Source organism: Alishewanella agri BL06 (assembly GCF_000272005.1).
GTDB lineage: Bacteria > Pseudomonadota > Gammaproteobacteria > Enterobacterales > Alteromonadaceae > Alishewanella > Alishewanella agri.
The window spans coordinates 94,164-114,359 of record NZ_AKKU01000012.1 but is presented as its reverse complement, the minus strand read 5'-3'; the positions used below and the strand labels follow the sequence as shown (position 1 = coordinate 114,359).

Annotated in this window: 16 protein-coding genes and 3 tRNA genes; 12 read left to right on the top strand and 7 right to left on the bottom strand. The window is 50.6% G+C overall.

Translation table 11 applies throughout. From position 1 onward, the window contains the following. Nucleotides 1-93: 93 nt before the first annotated feature. The 3 genes from ychF to AGRI_RS07250 are packed head-to-tail and all read right to left on the bottom strand — an operon-like array spanning nucleotide 94 to nucleotide 2,425. A complete protein-coding gene (gene ychF, locus AGRI_RS07260) occupies nucleotides 94-1,185 on the bottom strand; it encodes a redox-regulated ATPase YchF (protein ID WP_008607321.1) in 1,092 nt (363 codons plus the stop codon). Nucleotides 1,186-1,217: 32 nt separating this feature from the next. Next, nucleotides 1,218-1,820 (bottom strand): aminoacyl-tRNA hydrolase, encoded by a 603-nt coding sequence (gene pth, locus AGRI_RS07255; RefSeq protein WP_008984324.1) that lies wholly within the window; start codon nucleotides 1,818-1,820, stop codon nucleotides 1,218-1,220. Continuing rightward, a complete protein-coding gene (locus tag AGRI_RS07250; protein WP_008984323.1) occupies nucleotides 1,820-2,425 on the bottom strand; it encodes a 50S ribosomal protein L25/general stress protein Ctc in 606 nt (201 codons plus the stop codon). Before AGRI_RS07250 ends, pth begins: the two co-directional genes overlap by 1 nt. 233 nt (nucleotides 2,426-2,658) lie before the next feature. On the opposite strand from AGRI_RS07250, the gene AGRI_RS07245 reads away from it, so the two are divergent. Beyond that, a complete protein-coding gene (locus AGRI_RS07245) occupies nucleotides 2,659-3,987 on the top strand; it encodes an IS4 family transposase (RefSeq protein WP_008983000.1) in 1,329 nt (442 codons plus the stop codon). A 44-nt stretch (nucleotides 3,988-4,031) separates the two neighbouring features. Here the strand turns inward: AGRI_RS07245 and AGRI_RS07240 are convergent, their stop codons facing one another. The 3 genes from AGRI_RS07240 to lolB form a co-directional block, all read right to left on the bottom strand. Continuing rightward, nucleotides 4,032-4,976 carry a ribose-phosphate pyrophosphokinase gene (locus tag AGRI_RS07240; RefSeq protein WP_008984322.1) on the bottom strand — a complete coding sequence of 315 codons (945 nt, stop codon included), beginning with the start codon at nucleotides 4,974-4,976 and terminating at the stop codon, nucleotides 4,032-4,034. Between the two features lie 91 nt (nucleotides 4,977-5,067). Further along, a complete protein-coding gene (ispE, locus tag AGRI_RS07235; protein ID WP_008984321.1) occupies nucleotides 5,068-5,937 on the bottom strand; it encodes a 4-(cytidine 5'-diphospho)-2-C-methyl-D-erythritol kinase in 870 nt (289 codons plus the stop codon). Then, complete coding sequence (gene lolB / locus AGRI_RS07230) at nucleotides 5,934-6,542, bottom strand: lipoprotein insertase outer membrane protein LolB (RefSeq protein ID WP_008984320.1); 609 nt, start codon at nucleotides 6,540-6,542, stop codon at nucleotides 5,934-5,936. Before lolB ends, ispE begins: the two co-directional genes overlap by 4 nt. An 81-nt stretch (nucleotides 6,543-6,623) precedes the next feature. Between lolB and hemA the strand changes: the two genes are divergently transcribed. The 6 genes from hemA to kdsA all read left to right on the top strand — a co-directional run bounded on the left by hemA (nucleotide 6,624) and on the right by kdsA (nucleotide 12,767). After that, nucleotides 6,624-7,883, top strand: a complete 1,260-nt coding sequence (hemA, locus tag AGRI_RS07225) for a glutamyl-tRNA reductase (RefSeq protein ID WP_040291627.1) — start codon at nucleotides 6,624-6,626, stop codon at nucleotides 7,881-7,883. Nucleotides 7,884-7,901: 18 nt separating this feature from the next. Continuing rightward, nucleotides 7,902-8,993: a peptide chain release factor 1 gene (prfA, locus tag AGRI_RS07220; protein WP_008984318.1), complete on the top strand. Its 1,092-nt coding sequence runs from the start codon at nucleotides 7,902-7,904 to the stop codon at nucleotides 8,991-8,993. Beyond that, a complete protein-coding gene (prmC, locus tag AGRI_RS07215; RefSeq protein WP_008984317.1) occupies nucleotides 8,993-9,847 on the top strand; it encodes a peptide chain release factor N(5)-glutamine methyltransferase in 855 nt (284 codons plus the stop codon). The genes prfA and prmC overlap by 1 nt, the downstream gene beginning before the upstream one ends. A 72-nt stretch (nucleotides 9,848-9,919) precedes the next feature. After that, entirely contained in the window at nucleotides 9,920-11,482 is a 1,563-nt protein-coding gene (locus AGRI_RS07210) for a DUF3369 domain-containing protein (protein WP_008984316.1), read from the top strand. A 34-nt stretch (nucleotides 11,483-11,516) separates the two neighbouring features. Next, nucleotides 11,517-11,894, top strand: coding sequence for a SirB2 family protein (locus tag AGRI_RS07205; RefSeq protein WP_008984315.1), 378 nt, complete (start codon nucleotides 11,517-11,519; stop codon nucleotides 11,892-11,894). Nucleotides 11,895-11,918: 24 nt separating this feature from the next. After that, nucleotides 11,919-12,767 carry a 3-deoxy-8-phosphooctulonate synthase gene (kdsA, locus tag AGRI_RS07200; RefSeq protein WP_008984314.1) on the top strand — a complete coding sequence of 283 codons (849 nt, stop codon included), beginning with the start codon at nucleotides 11,919-11,921 and terminating at the stop codon, nucleotides 12,765-12,767. Between the two features lie 79 nt (nucleotides 12,768-12,846). Here kdsA and AGRI_RS07195 read toward each other — a convergent pair whose 3' ends face one another. After that, nucleotides 12,847-15,612: a hybrid sensor histidine kinase/response regulator gene (locus AGRI_RS07195; RefSeq protein ID WP_008984313.1), complete on the bottom strand. Its 2,766-nt coding sequence runs from the start codon at nucleotides 15,610-15,612 to the stop codon at nucleotides 12,847-12,849. A 205-nt stretch (nucleotides 15,613-15,817) separates the two neighbouring features. On the opposite strand from AGRI_RS07195, the gene AGRI_RS07190 reads away from it, so the two are divergent. The 5 genes from AGRI_RS07190 (at nucleotide 15,818) to AGRI_RS07170 (ending at nucleotide 20,195) form a co-directional block, all read left to right on the top strand. Next, nucleotides 15,818-15,893, top strand: a tRNA-Phe gene (locus AGRI_RS07190). 44 nt (nucleotides 15,894-15,937) lie between these two features. Continuing rightward, nucleotides 15,938-16,013: transfer RNA gene (locus AGRI_RS07185), tRNA-Thr, on the top strand. 9 nt (nucleotides 16,014-16,022) lie between these two features. Further along, nucleotides 16,023-16,098, top strand: a tRNA-Phe gene (locus AGRI_RS07180). A 572-nt stretch (nucleotides 16,099-16,670) separates the two neighbouring features. Further along, on the top strand, nucleotides 16,671-18,830 hold the full coding sequence (locus tag AGRI_RS07175) for a prolyl oligopeptidase family serine peptidase (RefSeq protein ID WP_008984312.1): 2,160 nt from the start codon (nucleotides 16,671-16,673) through the stop codon (nucleotides 18,828-18,830). A gap of 153 nt (nucleotides 18,831-18,983) precedes the next feature. Further along, nucleotides 18,984-20,195, top strand: coding sequence for a phosphopentomutase (locus tag AGRI_RS07170; RefSeq protein ID WP_008984311.1), 1,212 nt, complete (start codon nucleotides 18,984-18,986; stop codon nucleotides 20,193-20,195). Nucleotide 20,196: the final 1 nt, after the last annotated feature.

Below are 20,196 nucleotides of genomic sequence, written 5' to 3'. Positions count from 1 at the left end.
GTAGGGCTGGAATAGCGTGAAAAGCCTAGCAAAAGATAGCAAAAAGCCGGGTAAACCCGGCTCTTAATCTGTACTTTGGTAACGAAAAAGCGCTTAGACGTTAAAGCGGAAATGCATCACATCGCCATCTTTAACGATGTAATCTTTACCTTCCAGACGCCATTTCCCAGCTTCTTTGGCACCGGCTTCACCGTTGTACTGCACGAAGTCATCGTAAGACACCACTTCTGCACGGATAAAGCCTTTTTCAAAGTCAGTGTGAATCACGCCTGCAGCTTGAGGTGCTGTGGCACCGACAGCAACAGTCCAGGCCCGTACTTCTTTCACACCGGCCGTAAAGTAGGTATGCAGGTTTAACAGTGAGTAACCACCGCGGATCACGCGGTTCAGGCCTGGCTCTTCCAGACCCATATCGGCCATAAACTCGGCTTTTTCTTCATCGTCCAGCTCGGCGATTTCTGATTCGATAGCGGCGCAAACCGGTACTACGATGGCGCCTTCTTTGGCAGCGATGCCGCGCACTACATCCAGATGCGGGTTATTGTCAAAACCATCTTCCAGTACGTTGGCGATATACATGGTTGGCTTAATGGTTAAGAAGTTCATATAGGCAATCAGTGCCTTTTCTTCTTTATCCAGCTCCAGCTGACGCAGCGTTAAACCGTTTTCCAGGTGAGCTTTTACTTTTTCCAGCACTGCCAGTTCGGCTTTGGCGTCTTTATCGCCGCCTTTGGCTTTTTTCTGTACCCGTAAAATGGCTCGTTCGGCACTGTCCATATCCGACAGCACCAGTTCCATATTAATGGTATCGATATCGTCAGCCGGGTCAATTTTGCCGGCAACGTGGATAATATTTTCATCGTCAAAGCAGCGTACCACATGGCCGATAGCATCGGTTTCGCGGATATTGGCCAGAAATTTATTGCCTAAACCTTCGCCTTTAGACGCGCCTTTCACCAGGCCGGCGATATCAACGAATTCCATGGTGGTGGGGATCACGCGCTGTGGGTTAACGATTTGCGCCAGTTTATCCAACCGCAGATCCGGTACCGGGACCACGCCGGTGTTTGGCTCAATGGTACAGAACGGGAAGTTAGCTGCTTCGATACCAGCCTTAGTTAAGGCGTTGAATAAAGTTGATTTACCAACGTTAGGTAAACCTACGATGCCACATTTAAAACCCATGAATGTATCCTTTAATCTGCGGTGGGGCCAGCTTAGCTGGCCTGAAAGCTGTGTAAACGGCTCTGGGCTTTTACCAGACCGTCGCGTGCCAGTATAGCAAAGCAGGCGACAGCTTCCTCTATGCTCTGGTCGATCAGTTTTTGTTCGCTGGCAGATGCCTTACCCAGTACAAAGCCAGTGACCTGATCTTTGTGGCCCGGGTGGCCGATGCCTAAGCGCAAACGATAGAAATTCGGATTATTGCCCAGTTTGCTGGTGATATCGCGCAGACCATTATGGCCGGCATGACCACCAGCGAATTTAAACTTGGCACTGCCCGGCGGTAACGCCAGTTCATCATGCACCACCAGAATTTGCTCTGGTGCCAGTTTATAAAACTGTGCCATGGCCAATACGGCTTTGCCGCTTAAATTCATATAGGTGGTTGGCACTAACAGCTTGTATTCCTGCCCGGCTAACATAAATTTGCCAGTCATGCCAAAAAATTTGGCTTCGGGTTTCAGGTTACAGTTGTAGGTGCGGGCGAGTTGTTCCACAAACCAGACGCCGGCATTGTGCCGGGTGTATTGATATTCGGGGCCTGGATTACCCAGGCCCACGATTAACTGCACAGCAGGCTGAACAGAGTCAGACATTACTCAGCGGCAGTTTCTTCTTCAGCTTTACCAGCTGGTTTGTTTACAGAAACTACTGGCAGGTCATGACCTTCGCCTTTGGTTAACTGAACAAACTTAACGCCTTTTGGTGCTTTGATATCAGACAGGTGCAGAGTAACACCTACAGCGACATCGGCCAGGTCAACTTCGATAAACTCTGGCAGATCCTGTGGTAAACAGGTGATTTCAACTTCGTTCAGACCGTGTACTACTACACCGCCTTTCTTACCAGCAGCATCTTCGTTCAGGAAGTGAACCGGAACAGTAGTGTGCAGCTCGTGGCCAGCTTCTACGCGTTGGAAGTCAACGTGCAGTACTTTTGGCTTGAACGGGTGACGTTGCATTGCTTTAACGATAGCTTTAACTTCTTCACCGCCAACATTGATAGTCAGAATGTGTGAGTAGAAAGCTTCGAAGCTTTGTGCTTTTAACAACTTAGAGTGATCTAAGGTGATAGACAGTGCTGGCTGGTGACCACCGTAGATGATCGCTGGCACTTTGTCAGCGTGACGCAGGCGGCGGCTCGCACCTTTCCCCAAGTCACTGCGGACTTCTGCATTCAAGGTAAAAATTGCATCAGACATGATGTACTCCAAAAATTAGAATTTGTTATGGCTTGCGACCAGCCATAACCTGTTGCCCCTTTAAAAGGCGCGACATCTTACCACCAGCGTCTGGTTGCTGCAAATAAAAGCTGTTGCCAATAAAAAAGGCAGGATAACCTTAATGCCGATCAGTTAATAGCTTTTCAGATCGGTTGACCGATCCAGTAGTTGGTATATAAAGGCCTACAGAATGAACTCTGTAGGCTTTTTTTATGCATATTAGCCAAGCGCTGGAAACCGTTTTAGTAAATAGTCATACCGTTGACTTTGATAGTTTGTCAGATGTTTTAGACCCTGGACTTATTGAAACAGGGCTTAGCATTGCCGGTGTATCCACGATCAGAACTCGCCGTCTTCCCATGGAGCAAATGGTATGGGCAGTACTGGGTATGGCCCTGTTTCGTAATATGTCTATAAAACAGCTTGTATCTCAGATGGATATCTTGTTGCCAGGCAAAGTACCTTATGTTGCGCCAAGTGCCGTCGTACAGGCCAGGCAGCGTTTAGGCTACGAAGCGATAGAGCATATATTTAATCTCACCGCTGGACATTGGAATCAGCAAGCTGACCATCCCAATTGGTGCGGATTAACGCTATTAGGTGTGGATGGTGTCGTGTTTCGCACCGAAGATACACCCGAGAATAGTGCCGCATTCGCCAGAACGAAGTCGCACACGGGAGAAGCCTGCTACCCACAAATTCGAATGGTATGTCAGATGGAGTTAACGAGCCATTTGCTCACCGCCAGCCGGTTTGACAGTGTTGATACTAATGAGATGATTTTAGCTGAGGACCTAATCCCTCATACCAGTGATAACTCTCTGACAATATTCGATAAGGGGTTTTACTCACTGGGTTTGCTTTATAAGTGGCAAAGCACAGGTGAACAACGCCATTGGTTACTGCCATTGAAGAAGCATACACAGTATGAAGTCATTCGGTCATTGGGCAAACAGGATCAACTGGTACGACTGACAACGACGCCCCAATCACGCAAGAAATTCGCAGACTTACCGCATACGATTGAAGCGAGATTGCTGACTAAAACCATTAAAGACAAAGAAGTCAAAATACTCTGCTCTTTGGTAGACCCGATGCGTTTTCCTGCCGCTGACATTGTTGATTTATACTCGACCCGCTGGGAAATCGAACTGGGCTTCAGGGAAATAAAGCAGTCAATGTTGCAGAATACCTACACACTGCGCTCAAGAAAACCAGATATGGTGAAACAAGAGCTGTGGGGAGTATTGCTGGCCTATAACTTGATCCGGTATCAGATGGTACTTATGGCTGCCTCGTTAGGAAAAGATATCACGCCAAGTCAGCTGAGCTTCAAAGAATCAGCAAGTTACATCGTATTCCAGTTAGCGACATTACCCTATGTTGCGCCAGGAAGAGTCCCACGGGTAGTGATGAATATTACCGAAATGGCGTCTTACTTCTTACTACCTGGACGACGAGAGCGATGTTACCCACGGTGTATAAAGTCGAGTAAGCAGAAATACCCTGTTAGAAAGAAAAATGCCGGTCAGCTTAACTGACCGGCATTAAGGATAACCTGCCTTTTCTGACTTGAGCTCGCGGCTTAATCAAACATTGCCGAAATGGATTCTTCGTTACTGATCCGACGGATACATTCTGCGATCAGATCACTTAATGTCAGCTGCCGTACTTTCGGAATGGCACGCATTGCCGCAGACAGTGGAATCGTATCGGTGACGATCAGTTCATCAATGACGGAGTCACTGATAATTTCCGGCGCCCGGCCAGAGAAGACCGCGTGGGTAGCGTAAGCAAATACCCGCTTGGCGCCTTGTTCTTTCAGTGCTTCCGCCGCCTTACACAGGGTGCCGCCGGTATCAATCATATCGTCAACAATAATACAGTCGCGGTCTTTTACATCACCGATAATATGCATTACCTGAGAGACGTTGGCCTTTGGCCGGCGCTTATCGATAATCGCTAAGTCGGCGTCATTCAGCAGTTTAGCTACCGCACGGGCACGCACTACACCGCCAATATCCGGCGATACGACCACTGGGGCTTCCAGTGTTTTCTTACGCATATCATCCAGCAGCACCGGCGTTGCAAAGACGTTATCTACCGGTACATCAAAGAACCCCTGAATTTGCTCGGCATGCAGGTCGACGGTTAATACCCGGTCCACGCCAACGCTGGATAAAAAGTCCGCCACTACTTTGGCAGTAATCGGCACCCGGGCAGAACGTACCCGGCGATCCTGACGGGCATAACCGAAGTAAGGAATCACTGCTGTGATCCGGCCGGCTGACGCGCGACGTAAGGCGTCAACAATGACAATCAGCTCCATCAGATTGTCGTTAGTAGGGGCACAGGTAGACTGGATAATAAAGACGTCTGAACCGCGTACATTTTCGTTGATTTGCACACTGACTTCGCCATCACTGAAGCGACCGACAGCGGCATCTCCCAGTTTGATGTAAAGACGGCTGGCGATTTTGTTGGCAAGATCTGGTATGGCGTTACCAGCGAAAACCTTCATGTCGGGCACGGTAGGATCCTCAGGGCAGTTGTGAGTCCGGTTTAATCATAAAAGCCGCTGTTGAGTATAGTTGCTGCCGGAAAAAATACTCCGGCAACGGCTAAACTGAATGGCGGCTCAAGTTGCTGTAATCGGTATCAGTTAATGCCGCCAGTAATGGCGACCTATTAACCCCTCTGGCGATAAAGCCCCGACAGTTTGCCGGCAGGTTCGCTAGGGCATGCTGAGCACTGGCCGCGTCCGGAAATTCGGCGAACACACTGGCGCCAGTACCCGTCATTCGACACGGCGCATATTCTAGCAACCACTGTAAGGTTATTGCAACAATCGGATACAGCCGTTCGACCAGCGGCTGGCAGTCATTCTGCCATGGGCTGCTAAGTAGCTCTGTCATGCTGATCTTAGGTGTATCTCTTTTTAAATCAGGGTGTTGGAATATTGCTGCCGTACTGATATGACAAGCGGGTGTCACGACCAAATAAGTCTTTTCCGGCAGTGAAACCGGCTGTAAGTGCTCACCAACCCCTTCGGCAAAGGCGGTTTGGCCGTGCACAAAAACCGGCACGTCTGCACCCAGTTTCAGGCCTAGTGCCGCCAGTTCTGCGGTAGTTAATTGCAGCTGCCATAACAGGTTAAGTGCATGTAAGGTGGTGGCTGCATCCGACGAACCACCGCCCAGGCCGCCACCCATCGGCAGGTGTTTTTCCAGCCGGATCTGACAACCGGCGTTGGCACTGGCCAAAGATTTTAATAACATGGCTGCGCGGTAAATCAGATTATCCTGCCCGGCCAGCTCGGCGATATCACAGCTCAGGTTGATTTCACCACTCTCGTTCGGGGTAAAGTGCAGCACATCGCCGGTATCGAGCATTTGAAACAGCGTTTGCAGATTATGGTAGCCATCAGGCCGCTTGCCGGTGATATGCAAAAATAAATTCAGCTTCGCTACCGCGGGTAAGGTCAGGGTCATAACTGCCAGCTCCGGATCACTAACCTGACTTGCGTATCAGCGCTTTGCAGTTGTAGTTGTTTTGGTAACGATAATGCATCGTCGAAAAAGCTGCGATAGGTCAACTGCCAGCGAATACCTGTGCTGTCGGTCAGGTTAAAACTTACCAGCCGGCCAGCCGTATCATACTGCAGCTCAGTGGCTGAATCGCCGGGTAAGCCGCGTAACCACAGTGCCATATCATGCAGCGGAATCGACCAGCCCGCCAGTTGCCACAGTAAGTTACTGGCGTCGGCTGCCTGGTAGCGTTCACCACGCACTAACAGCTCGGTAAGTTCTGCGTTGGCGGTTAATTCGAATAAACTGATGCCAAGCATATTAGCCAGCCGCGCCTGATAGGCGCTGGCATCCTGTTGTTGCCAGCGTAAATTACCGCTCACCGATTCGGCCGGTGATTTAATACCAACGGCAGCTTGCACAGTAAAGTTATGCAGCGCGGCCAATTGCTGTTGGCGCTGTTGTTGCGGCAGCACTTCGGTCTGTCCGGGTAAATTTTTGGTCGTGCTACAGGCACTGGCGAATAAAAAAATGGCCAGCAGAGCCAACTTTCTGAAGATTACACTCAAGCTATCGTCCTTTGTGGTTGCTTTTCTGCTTTTGCTTTTCTTAGTTCGGGCTTTTTCGTACAATTCGCCCCCTACCAGGTAATGATACAGGTGAACACCATTTTTGCACTAGGCATTAATCACAAAACGGCACCGGTGGCGCTGCGCGAAAAGCTGGCCTTTGCACCGGAGCAGGTGCCGGATGCGCTGCATCAGCTGGCAACCCAGCTGCAGATTAACGACGCCGTGATTTTGTCGACCTGTAATCGCACCGAGCTGTATTTCAGTGGTGCTGCCGAGCAAGCTGAACAGGTGCTGCACTGGCTGGCAGGCTTTCACCAATTAAAGCTACAGGAATTACAACAGCATTTGTACTTGTATCAGGAGCAGGAAGCGGTAAAGCATCTGATGCGGGTTGCGGCTGGGTTGGATTCCCTGGTATTGGGCGAGCCGCAAATTCTGGGGCAGGTGAAACAGGCCTATAACCAGTCACGGCAAGCCGGCACTATCAACCCGCAGTTTGAACGGCTGTTTCAAAAAACCTTTGCGGTGGCAAAAGAGGTGCGTACTGAGACCGATATTGGTGCCAACGCCGTATCTGTTGCTTTTGCGGCGGTGACGTTAGCGAAACAAATCTTTGGTAAGCTGGAACAAGTTCGGGTGCTGCTGATTGGTGCTGGCGAAACCATTGAACTGGTAGCTCGCCACCTGACAGAACAGGGCGCAACGCAGCTCAGTGTTGCCAATCGTACTTATGAACGGGCAGAGACACTGGCAAAACAGTTTAATGCCCAGGTGCTTACTCTGGCACAGGTACCGGCGCGGCTGCATGAAGCCGATATCGTGATTTCCTCTACCGCCAGTACCTTGCCTATCGTCGGTAAAGGCATGGTGGAACATGCGCTGAAGCAACGCAGGCATAAGCCGATGTTTCTCGTCGACTTAGCGGTACCGCGGGATATTGAAGAGCAGGTTACCGAGCTGGAAGACGCTTATCTGTATACGGTAGACGACTTGCAGAGCATAGTGGCGCAAAATCTGAATAACCGCCAGCAGGCCGCTGAACAAGCTGGTGTCATGATTGCAGATGGTGCCAGTGACTTTATGCAATGGCTGCAGCTGCAGGATAAAGCCGATTGGTTACGCGAGTACCGGCAGCGCTGCGAAGAAATAAAACAGGAACTGGTGCTGCGGGCACAAAAGCAACTGGCTGCCGGGCAGGATTCTGATAAGGTGTTGGCCGAGCTGGCAACCAAACTGAGCAACAGGTTAATGCACAGCCCCACCAGAACCATCCGGCAGTTATTACAGTCTGATCAGCCCGATGCAAACGAGCTGGTTAAACTTCTTATTGATTTATAAATAGGTTTTAATCCTAACATGAAAGATTCGGTATACCGTAAGCTGGAAGCTTTAGTGGAACGCTATGAGGAAGTGCAGGCGCTGTTAAGCGATGCCTCAGTGATTAGCGATCAGAAACGTTTTCGCGAGCTATCCAAAGAATTCAGCCAGCTGGAAGAGTTAAGCAAGGCTTTCCGGAGTTATCAGCAAGCACAGGAAGATTTGCTGATGGCGGAAGAAATGCAAAAAGACAGCGATCCTGAGATGCGCGAAATGGCGCAGGATGAGTACAAACTGGCAAAAAACCGGATTGAACAGCTGGATACCGAACTGCAAATCTTGTTGCTGCCCAAGGATCCTAATGATAATAACAGTTGCTTCCTGGAGATCCGGGCCGGTGCCGGTGGTGATGAAGCGGCAATCTTCGCCGGAGATTTATTCCGCATGTACAGCCGTTTTGCCGAAACCCAGCGCTGGAAGGTTGAAGTGTTAAGCGCCAACGAAGGCGAGCATGGTGGTTTTAAAGAAGTGATTGCCAGTGTGCAGGGCGAGGGAGTTTACGGTACGCTGAAGTTTGAATCGGGCGGTCATCGGGTGCAGCGGGTACCGGCTACTGAATCGCAGGGGCGGGTGCACACTTCGGCCTGTACTGTGGCCATTATGCCGGAAATCCCGGAAAGTGAAGCGATAGAAATTAACCCGGCTGATTTGAAAGTTGATACTTACCGCGCTTCTGGTGCCGGTGGTCAGCACGTTAACCGTACCGACTCTGCCATTCGTATTACCCACTTACCCACCGGCATAGTGGTGGAGTGTCAGGACGAGCGTTCACAACATAAAAACCGTGCCCGGGCGATGGCGGTGCTGCAATCGCGGATCCAGGCCGCCGAAGATGAAAAACGCCGGCTGGAAGAGCAAAGCACCCGCCGCTCGCTGGTTGGCAGCGGCGATCGTTCCGAGCGGATCCGTACCTATAATTTCCCACAGGGCCGACTTACCGATCACCGTATTAACCTGACCATTTACCGTTTAAATGAAGTAATGGAAGGCGAGTTACAGCAAATTATTGAACCGCTGAAACAAGAACATCAGGCTGACCAGCTCGCCATGCTGGCTGATGAAAACCGCTAATGTCCATGTCGCAGGCCGCGCCGACGCTGCAGCAATGCACGCAGCAATTGAGTCAGCAACTCAGCGCAATTTGCGATAATCCGGCTCACGAAGCCCGGCTGCTACTTTGTCATCTGTTAAGCTGCCAGCCGGGCTATCTTTATACATATCCTGAACGTGTGCTAACGCCAAGCGAGCTACAACAGCTGCAGCCTTTATTGCAGCGGCGCCTGGCCGGGGAGCCTTTGGCGTATATTTTCGGACACTGGCCATTTTATGGCCTAGAGCTTGCGGTTGCGCCTTGCACGCTTATTCCGCGTAGCGATACCGAAATTCTGGTGGAGCAAGCCCTGGCCTTAACGCTACCGGCACAGGCAAGGGTGTTAGATCTGGGCACCGGTACCGGCGCTATTGCGCTGGCACTGGCGCACAACCGGCCACATTGGCAGCTGACGGCTGTAGATTTGCAAGCTGAGGCCGTCGCCCTGGCACAGCGCAATGCGCAGACGTTACAGCTTAGTAATGTACACTTTACAGTTAGCAGCTGGTTTAGCGCGTTAGCGGACCAGCAATATGATCTGATTGTCAGTAACCCACCCTATATTGAAGCGGCCGATCCGCATCTAACCGCCTTGCGGTTTGAGCCGCTAACCGCGCTGGTGGCCGAGCAGCAGGGCCTGGCTGACCTTGCCAGCATTATTGCCGCGGCGCCGGCCTATCTGGCGCCAGGCGGCTGGCTTTGGCTGGAGCATGGCTATAATCAAGCGCAGCAGGTACAGCAGTTGTTAAAACAGGCCGGGTTTGGTCAGGTCGACTCAGTGCGGGATTATGGCGGTAACTGGCGCATTAGTGGTGGTCAGCGCCCGCTGAGTTAAAAGGTTATAAAATCTTTGACCTTGTAAAAAATCCGGCATATAACAGAGAGATAAAATCGCCGGAGGTGTCTGATGTCTGATGAGTTTTTGTTTGCTGCTGAACCCGAACCCGTGCACTCGGTTAGCAACGGCAGCTGGAAAGTGCTGATTGTCGATGATGAGCCAGAGGTCCATGCGGTAACCCGTCTTGCGTTAAACGACTTTAGTTTTCAGCAAAAAAGACTGGAATTTATCAGCGCTTATTCCGGCGAAGAAGCCCAAAAAATACTCGCTACCCAGCCTGATATCGCCGTGGTGTTACTGGACGTAGTGATGGAAACCGACGATGCTGGCTTAAAAGTTGCCAGTTATATCCGGGAAACGCTACATAACCATTTTGTGCGGATTATTCTGCGTACCGGCCAGCCCGGGCAAGCACCCGAACGGCAAGTTATCGTTAACTACGATATCAACGACTACAAATCCAAAACTGAACTGACGGCGCAAAAACTCTTTACCGTGATGATGTCCAGTCTCAGATCTTACCGTGACATTATTTCACTGGAGCAAAGCCGTCAGGGCCTGGAAAAAATAATCAATGCTTCGGTCGATCTGTTCTCATCGCACTCCATGGAGCAATTTATCGATGGTGTACTGCAGCAACTGACATCCGTACTCGGGTGTGATGAAGACGCCCTGATCGTGAGTTCTTCGCTGGTAGCCGGTAATATGCAAACTACCGATCCACATGATCTGGTGGTGTTTGCCGGGCAGGGTGAGTTTGAGCGCAAGGAAGGGAAGCCAATAAAAGAGGTGCTTGATCCTGCTTTGTTAGAAGCCTTTGAAGCCGCACTGCAAACTAAGGATATCGTTTATCGCGACAATTATCTGGTGGCCTATTGTTGCAGCAAGTTTACTCAAGGCTCACTGTTGTATGTCTCGGGTTTACCGGGACCGATGAATGAAAACCAGAAAAAGCTGATTGAGCTGTTTGCCCAGAATGTGCAGGTGGCCTATGAAAACGTGCAATTACAGCATGAGGTCGAAGATACCCAGCGTGAAATTGTCTACCGCTTAAGCGAAGCGGTCGAGCAGCGTTCGGTTGAAACCGGTAATCATGTACGGCGCATCGCCTTTATTTGTTATGAGCTGGCCAAAGCCTATGGCTTATCCGAACTGGACGCAGAAAAATTGATGTTTGCAGCGCCACTGCATGACGTCGGTAAAGTCGGGATCCCGGATAATATTCTGAATAAACCGGAAGGCCTGAATGAGCAAGAATGGCAGGTAATGCAAACTCATGCCAGTATCGGTTTTAATATTCTGAAAGGTTCGAAGCGCGCCATTGTGCAGGCTGGTGCCATTATTGCTCGCGATCATCATGAAAAATGGGACGGTAGCGGCTACCCGGATGGCAAACAAGGCGAGCAAATTCATATTTATGCCCGGATTGCAGCGCTGGCGGATGTGTATGATGCGCTACGCCACCGTCGGTGTTACAAAGATGCCTGGACACTGGAGCAGGTATTGGCGGAGATTGATAGTCAGGCCGGCAAGCAGTTTGAGCCAAAGCTGGTAACGGTATTTAAAACCATAGTGCCGAAACTGGAAGCAATTTTGCAAAAATACCCCGATAGCGATGCTGACGCGGTATAATCGGGCAGCGTATTTTTCTTAAGGATATCGTCGTATGTATATGGCTTTTAAACATTTACACCTGCTGCTGGTGGCATTGAGTGTGTCACTACTCTTTATCCGTTTCGCGCTGCGCCTGAAAGACTCAGCGTTGTTACAGCGCAAGTTTTTTAAGATTTCCCCCCATGTGGTAGACACCTTTTTATTATTATCTGCCGTGGCGCTGATGCTGACTATCCGCCAGTATCCCTTTGTTGATCCCTGGTTAACTGAAAAAGTGATCGCACTGTTTGCTTACATTGCGCTGGGCTTCTCAGCATTAAAAGGCCGCACGGTAGCCATTCGCTGGTTGTCTTTTTTAGGCGCGCTGGGCTGGCTGGGTTTAATGATTCGGGTTGCGCTGAGCAAGCAGCCATTGTTCCTGCCTTTCTAACAGAATTAAGCGACAATATTTATGATGCAAAATAAAGTAGTACAGGTCGCCGGTATCCCGGTTGCCAATAACCAACCTTTTGTGCTGTTTGGTGGTATGAATGTGCTGGAGTCTCGCGACCTGGCGCTGCAGATTGCCGAGCATTATGTTCGGGTATGTGAAAAACTGAACATTCCTTATGTGTTTAAAGCGTCTTTTGACAAAGCAAACCGCTCTTCAGTACATTCTTATCGTGGCCCAGGCTTAGAAGAAGGCTTGCGGATCTTTGAAGAAATCAAACACACCTTTAAGGTGCCGTTGATCACCGATGTACATGAACCCTATCAGGCGGCGCCGGTGGCTGAAGTGGTTGATGTGATTCAGTTGCCGGCTTTTTTAGCGCGGCAGACTGATCTGGTGGTTGCGATGGCGAAAACCGGTGCGGTAATCAATGTGAAGAAGCCGCAATTTCTGGCACCGCATGAAATGCGGCATATTCTGAAAAAATTTCAGGAAGCCGGTAACGATAAGGTTATCTTGTGTGAACGAGGCTCTTGTTTCGGTTATAACAACCTGGTGGTTGATATGCTGGGCATGGATGAAATGAAGCAGTATGCCCCGGTAATTTTTGATGCCACCCATGCGCTGCAAAAGCCCGGTGGACGTGAAGATTCTGCCGATGGCCGCCGTGCTCAGGCGGCGCAATTGGCGCGTTCGGGTATGGCATTAGGGTTAGCCGGCCTGTTTATTGAAGCGCATCCGGACCCGAATCAGGCGAAATGTGATGGGCCTTGTGCCTTACCACTGGCTAAGCTGGAGCCTTATCTGGCACAGATGCAGGCACTTGATCAGTTGGTAAAAAGCTTTCCGGCGCTGGATACTGCCGCGAACTAACCGCTCCCGACAAAGCCGCCCTTAGGGGCGGCTTGTTTGTCGGCGTTTTCAGGTCAAGCGTGATACAGCGCATCACGCCCTAATATCGCTGTTTGATAAAACGGACCACATTAGCAAATTCCTGTTCGACATTATTCAGCAGCTGCTTTAACGCCGACCAATCTGAAGTTTCGGCCGCTTTTTCCAGTTGTAATGCATAGTCAGCCAACAGATTAGCGCCAATACTTTTCGCCATGGCTTTTAACTGGTGGGCAATAGTGCGCAATTCGCTGCGATTTGCCGCCATACTCTGTTGTTCCAGTTGTTCGAGCAGCGGGCTGGCCTGAGTGATAAAGTAATTCAGGTACTCGTCGTGCTTTATCGGATTATCGCCAAGAAAGCTGGCTAAAGTGGTAAAACATACCGGTGCTTTTTTCTGCTCGTCGCGCACGACCTTTTTGCCTGTCGTCTGTGTCGTGGTTTGTTCGGTCAGCGGTAACCAGCGCTGCATCACGCTTTGTAAGGTAACTAACTCCAACGGCTTGGTAATGTAAGCATCCATACCAATGCTCAGGCATTTTTGCTCTTCGCCTTTCAGGGCGTTCGCTGTAATGGCAATAATGCGGGTGAAGTCACTGTCATCGGCACGCTGCAAACCTTCTTTGCGAATAGCTTTTGCCAGATCATAGCCGCTCATATTCGGCATATGCAGATCGGTTAATACCAGCGGATAATGGTACTGCCGCCATTTTTCCAGCGCGATAATGCCATCGTCCGCGACATCAACGGCATAACCCAGCGCATTTAATTGCTCGACGATAACGCGCTGATTCATCATATTGTCTTCGGCCAGCAACACCAGCTTACGTTGTTGTTTCGCTTCCGCCGCCGATGGCACATTTTGCTGATTCAGTAAGTAATGATGGGTTTGTGGCTGAGCCCGACCTTTACGACCACTAATTACTAAGACGGCATCGAGCAGCTGACTGCGACATAAAGGGGCGCTATGCAGATACACCACATTGTCAAAATGGGTATCCGATAACTCCACCTGATTCGTAATGACCACAAATTTCACCGCTTGTAACTTCGGATGTGTAATCAGGGTGCTGATATCTTTCGCTGCAATCTGCTCATAAGTGGCATCCAGCACCCACACCGCTTGTTGTTTCGGTGGTAAGGCTTTCAGCTGTTCGGCACGGTTAAGCAGGGCATCGACGCTGTTGGCGATATCCAGCTCTGCACCACTGTACAGCAGATAATCAGATATAAATTGTTGGTTATCGCTATCTTGGGTGAACAAACAGATAAAGAGCCCATTTAATGCATCTTTAGGTAAATAGCTGACCTCTTCCGAGCGGCGCATCGGCAAGCGCACCGCGAATTCGGTACCCTTGCCGGGCTCACTTTCGACATTAATATCGCCATACATTAGCGCCGTTAGGCGTTGACAAATAGACAAGCCAAGCCCGGTGCCACCAAACTTACGGGTAATAGAGCCTTCTGCCTGGTTAAACGGATGAAAGACATAATTAATTTGCCGCTGTGTCATACCACGGCCATTATCAGAAACCTTAAGCAGCACCTGGGTATATTCCAGATTCTCTTCCAGTAATTCGGCGCTGATTCTGACCACGCCGGTGGTATCCGGCGTGGTTTCGGTAAACTTAATGGCATTACCGGCCAAATTGTACAGGATCTGGCGCAGCCGCACCGGATCGCCGATTAAGCCGTCCGGTAAGCGCGGGTCAATATAGAGTTTTAAATCAATCTGACGCTGATAGGCCACCGAGACCAGGATCCGGCCGACGGCTTCGATAATTTCAGCCAGTGAAACCGGCAACTTTTCCAGTTCCAGTTTGCCGGCTTCGATTTTTGAGAAGTCGAGGATATCATCCAGGATCCGCAGCAACGAAAACGAAGATTCACGAATGGTATCGGTCATGCGGAATTGTGACGTTGACAGCTCGGTTTTACGCAGTAAATCCACAGTACCGATAATGCCATTCATCGGTGTACGGATTTCATGGCTCATGGTCGCCAGAAAGGTCGACTTGGCTTCATTGGCTTTCTCGGCAGTCAGCTTAGCCGTTTCCAGCGCGTCGGTACGTTCTTTAATCCGGTGTTCCACTTCCTGTTTTAGTTGCTCGATATTCTGCTCTGAGCTTTGCAACGCCTGCTGTGATTGTTGTAAGCGGCGGAACAGCCCATTCAGATTGTTTGCCAGCTCACCCACGTCATCTTGCTGATGGCTGTCGATGCTGCCACTAAACTGATTGCGTTCCAGAGCTTCCCCGGTACCGTGCAGCAGGGGCTTAATCCGCCGCCGGAAATTTTTCGCCACGGCATAACTTAAGGCCAGACTGAACAACAATCCCACCACCAGGCTGACAACAAAGGAAAACATCACCGGAAGCGGGTCGGGCTCCGGTAAACGTTGAATATTAAGCAACACTAGATCCGGATGCTCGGGCAGCAACCGGCTTACTAAAAGAATATTTTGTTGTTGTAACGCCTGGTTTTTTAACACCGGTGTTGGCACAAAATTCGGCAGATTGTCGGTGTTGACCAGCAGCTCGAAGCCTTGTGCGGTTTGGCGGTATAAATATAGTGCCCGTTCGGGTTCATTGTTCCGTGCTTGCAGCAGCAACTGTTGTACCCGCTGATTGCCGGCATTATCCAGTACTGGGGTGAGTGCTTGTACCAATACCTGAGTGTCGGCTGCCAGCCGGTGCAGTTTCTGGCTGTGTTGTTGCTGTGCCGGCGCACTGATCCAGTTGAATAATAGCGCCTGAATCAGCAAACAGAGTACTAAAGTGCCAGCAACGCGTAGATAAACGGGTTTAGTAAAGTTACTCTTCGCCATAGTTATTCCGAAAAACTTTATGTTTCAGCCAGCTAGATTAATGCCGAATGACAGTGAATAGCTTTATCTTAACAAGTTTTCTAATACAAAAGCATGATTAATTTTCGATAATATTTATCAGGTTGGCTAACGAATAAGCTGTCAGTGGGCTTTTCAAAAATATCTGTTGACTTGAGATCGCAAAATCCGTTTAATACGCGGCATTGCCCAGATAGCTCAGTCGGTAGAGCAGCGGATTGAAAATCCGCGTGTCGGTGGTTCGATTCCGCCTCTGGGCACCATGATTCCGAATAAGGGTGTAAACCTTAATTCAAAATGTGTCGCAGCCGCTTTAGCTCAGTTGGTAGAGCAACTGACTTGTAATCAGTAGGTCATCCGTTCGACTCGGATAAGCGGCACCAATCAGTTTTGCCCAGATAGCTCAGTCGGTAGAGCAGCGGATTGAAAATCCGCGTGTCGGTGGTTCGATTCCGCCTCTGGGCACCACTAATGTAAAACGCCAGCCTGGAGCTGGCGTTTTGCTTTTTATCGCCCACGGCGTCATCTTCGATTACTCGGCACATCCTGTGCCTCGCCCTGCGGGCCAGCTTTCAGCTGTTCAAAATCGCTCCCGGCGATTTTGTACAAGTGGCTATCCATGCCACTTGCCCTTCGGGCCAGCTTTCAGCTGTTCAAAATCGCTGCCGGCGATTTTGTCCGCCTCTGGGCACCATCGTCTCCGGTATGCTTGCGTACCGGAGACGCGACCTGCGATCTCGAAAAAACACGGCACCAAAACGCTAACCGGTTCCGCTTCCCGTCTCCGGTGTGCTTGCGTACCGGAGACGCGATCTGCGATTGCAAAAAGACACGATATTCAGACGCTAACCGGTTCCGCTATCGTCTCCGGTACGCCAGCCGTACCGGAGACGCGGCCTGAACCACTACCCAACCTACCCACGCAGCCAATAGAGATAAGCAAGCAAAAATTCCCGTTCAGTGAAATAGGCAACCGGTAACTTATTTGTTAAGCTCAGGCAGCTAATCCGATAACCACAAGAACACTGGAGTCCACCTTAATGAAATATGCCGTTACCCTGCTGGCTGCTGCGGTACTGACCGCTTGCGGCGGCCCGAAGCAAGAAGTGAAACCGGAGCAAACCGTGACTGTTACCCAACAGCAACAGCAGTTAAATTACCCTGTTACCGCCAAAGGCGATGTCGTAGACACTTATTTTGGAACTCAGGTAGCCGACCCATACCGCTGGCTGGAAGATGATCGCAGCAGCGACACCGAAGCCTGGGTTAAAGCACAAAACCAAACCACTTTCGACTATTTAAAGCAGATCCCATTCCGCGATCAGATCCGCGACAAACTGCAGCAAGCCTGGAACTACGAGCGGGTAGGGGCGCCGTTTAAAGAAGGCGATTACACCTACTTCTACAAAAACGACGGTCTGCAGAACCAGTTTGTACTGTACCGCCAGAAAGACGGTGGTGAGGTCGAGGTGTTCCTGGATCCGAATACCTTTAGCACCGATGGCACCACCTCGATGGCCGATATCAGCTTTTCGCGTGATGGCAAATTAGCCGCTTACGCCATTTCCGAAGGCGGCAGCGACTGGCGTAAAATCATTATTATCGACACCGAAACCAAGCAACAAATCGGCGATACCTTAACCGATATCAAATTCTCGGGTATTGCCTGGGTCGCTAACGACGGTTTCTTCTATTCCAGCTACGACAAGCCGGATGGCAGTGAGCTGTCGGCCATGACCGATCAGCACAAGTTGTACTACCATAAACTGGGGACGCCACAAAGCGAAGATAAAGTGATTTTCGGTGCCACTGACGAGCAAAAACACCGTTATGTTGGCGCCAGCGTTACCGAAGATGACCGCTATCTGTTAGTGTCTGCGGCTGTCTCAACCTCGGGTAATAAGCTGTTTATCAAAGACCTGAGCCAGCCAGACAGCGGCTTTGTCACCATTGTGGATGACACCACTTCCGATATCGACTTACTGGATAACCAGGGCGAAACGCTGTATCTGGCGACTAACCGCAATGCACCTAACCGCAAGGTGGTTAAGGTCTCTGCCAAGGCACCACAGCCAGAGAACTGGCAAGATGTGATCCCGGAAACCGAAAACGTGCTGCGGGTCAGCACCGGTGCCGGCTTTATCTTTGCTAACTATATTGTCGATGCGATTGCCAAGGTTAAACAATATGACTACGACGGCAAATTAGTGCGCGATATCGAGCTGCCGGGTGTCGGCAGTGTCGGTGGTTTCGGCGGTAAAAAAGATGCTGAAACGCTGTATTTCAGCTTTGCCAACTATATTACGCCAGGCTCTATTTATGCCTTTGAACCTAAAGCCGGTGCCTCCAGCCTGTATAACCAGCCAAAAGTGAACTTCGACCCCAGTCGTTATGTGTCTGAGCAGGTGTTCTATACCTCGAAAGACGGCACCAAGGTACCGATGATTATCAGCTATCGCAAAGACTTAAAACGCGATGGCAGCAACCCGACTATTCTGTACGGTTATGGTGGCTTTAATATCAGCTTAACACCGTCTTTTAGTGTGGCGAATGCGGTGTGGATGGAGCTGGGTGGTGTGTATGCCGTAGCCAATATCCGCGGTGGTGGTGAATACGGTAAAGCCTGGCACACGGCCGGTACTCAGCTGCAAAAGCAAAATGTGTTTGATGACTTTATTGCTGCGGCTGAATATCTGCAAACTGAAAAATACACCTCACCAGCCAAAACGGCGGTGCGGGGTGGCTCGAACGGTGGCTTACTGGTCGGCGCGGTTATGACACAGCGGCCAGAGCTGTTTGGCGTGGCCATTCCGCAGGTAGGTGTACTGGATATGCTGCGTTATCACACCTTTACTGCCGGTGCTGGCTGGGCTTACGACTACGGTACTTCTGAACAGTCTGCTGAGATGTTTAAGTATCTGCAGGGTTATTCACCGGTGCATAATGTTAAGGCGGGTGTCACCTATCCGGCAACCATGATCACCACAGCAGATCATGACGACCGCGTAGTACCGGCGCACTCCTTTAAGTTTGCCGCCGAGCTGCAGGACAAAGCCAGCAAAGCGACGCCGCAGTTGATCCGGATTGATGTCAAAGCCGGTCACGGTGCCGGTATGCCGGTATCGATGGTGATTGATCAGGCCGCCGATATTTACAGCTTTACCCTGTTTAATATGGGTTACAGCAGCCTGCCGCAATAAGTGGCAGTAAAAGTACAAGGGCGCCTGCGGGCGCCTTTTTTCGCGGCGAAAGAATTGCCAAAAAACGGCAGAAAGAGTAAGCTGCGTGCCCTTTTTAATTTATGGTTTCGCCACCACCTCTAAGGTTAATCTAGCAGGTTTGGGAGTATCCAGATGGCAAAAGCAGTGATTTTAGTGCTCGACAGTTTCGGCATTGGCAGCGCGCCGGATGCAGATAAGTTTGGCGATAGCGGCGCCAATACCTTTGCCAGTATTGCCCGGGTGTTTGCAGAAAAAAAACAGCGCCCGTTGGCTATTCCTAACCTGACGGCACTGGGGCTGGCAAAGGCCGCTACCAGCGCGACACCCGGTTTATCCCTGGCAGTACCGCCAGCTACCCGCATTAACGGTGCCTTTGGTTATGCCCGGGAACTGAGTAGCGGTAAAGATACGCCAAGCGGCCACTGGGAAATTGCCGGGGTACCGGTGTTATTCGACTGGGGCTATTTTACCGAGAAGACTAACAGTTTCCCGCCGGAGCTTATCGAGGAGTTATGCCGCCGCACTGGCGTTAGCGGTATTCTGGGTAACTGCCATGCGTCGGGGACCGATATTCTGGTCAAACTCGGTGATGAGCATATTAAAACCGGCATGCCGATCTGCTACACCTCAGCTGACAGTGTGTTTCAGGTTGCCGCCCATGAAGAGCATTTTGGTTTAACCCGCCTGCTGGAGTTTTGCCAGGTCGCGCGTGAGCTGCTGGACCCTTACAACATTGGCCGGGTGATTGCCCGCCCCTTTACCGGTGACAGCGCCCAAACCTATGCCCGCACCGGTAATCGCCGTGACTACTCGGTATTACCTCCGGCCCCGACGGTTCTGGATAAACTGGTTGCTGCCGGCGGCCAGGTAATCAGCATTGGCAAAATTGCCGATATTTACGCGCATCAGGGCATTAGTAAAAGCCTGAAAGCCACCGGCCTGCCAGCCTTAGTGGATACCACCTTAGCCCAGATGGCAACGCAAAGTGCGCAGAGTATTATTTTTACCAACCTGGTCGATTTTGACCAAAACTTTGGCCATCGCCGCGATCCTCTGGGTTATGGCGAAGCCTTAGAGTATTTCGACAGCCGCCTGCCGGAAATTTTGCAGGCCTGTGACGACGACACCTTAGTATTACTGACTGCCGATCATGGTTGTGATCCAACCTGGCCGGGCACGGAACATACCCGTGAGTATGTTCCGGTGCTGCTGTTCCGTAAGGGCATTGGCGAGGTGGATTTAGGCGAGCGGCAAAGCTTTGCCGACATGGGCCAGACCCTGGCCGACTTTTTTGGGCTGGATGCACTGGCATACGGCGATTCCTTTTTAGCAAAATTACAGTAAG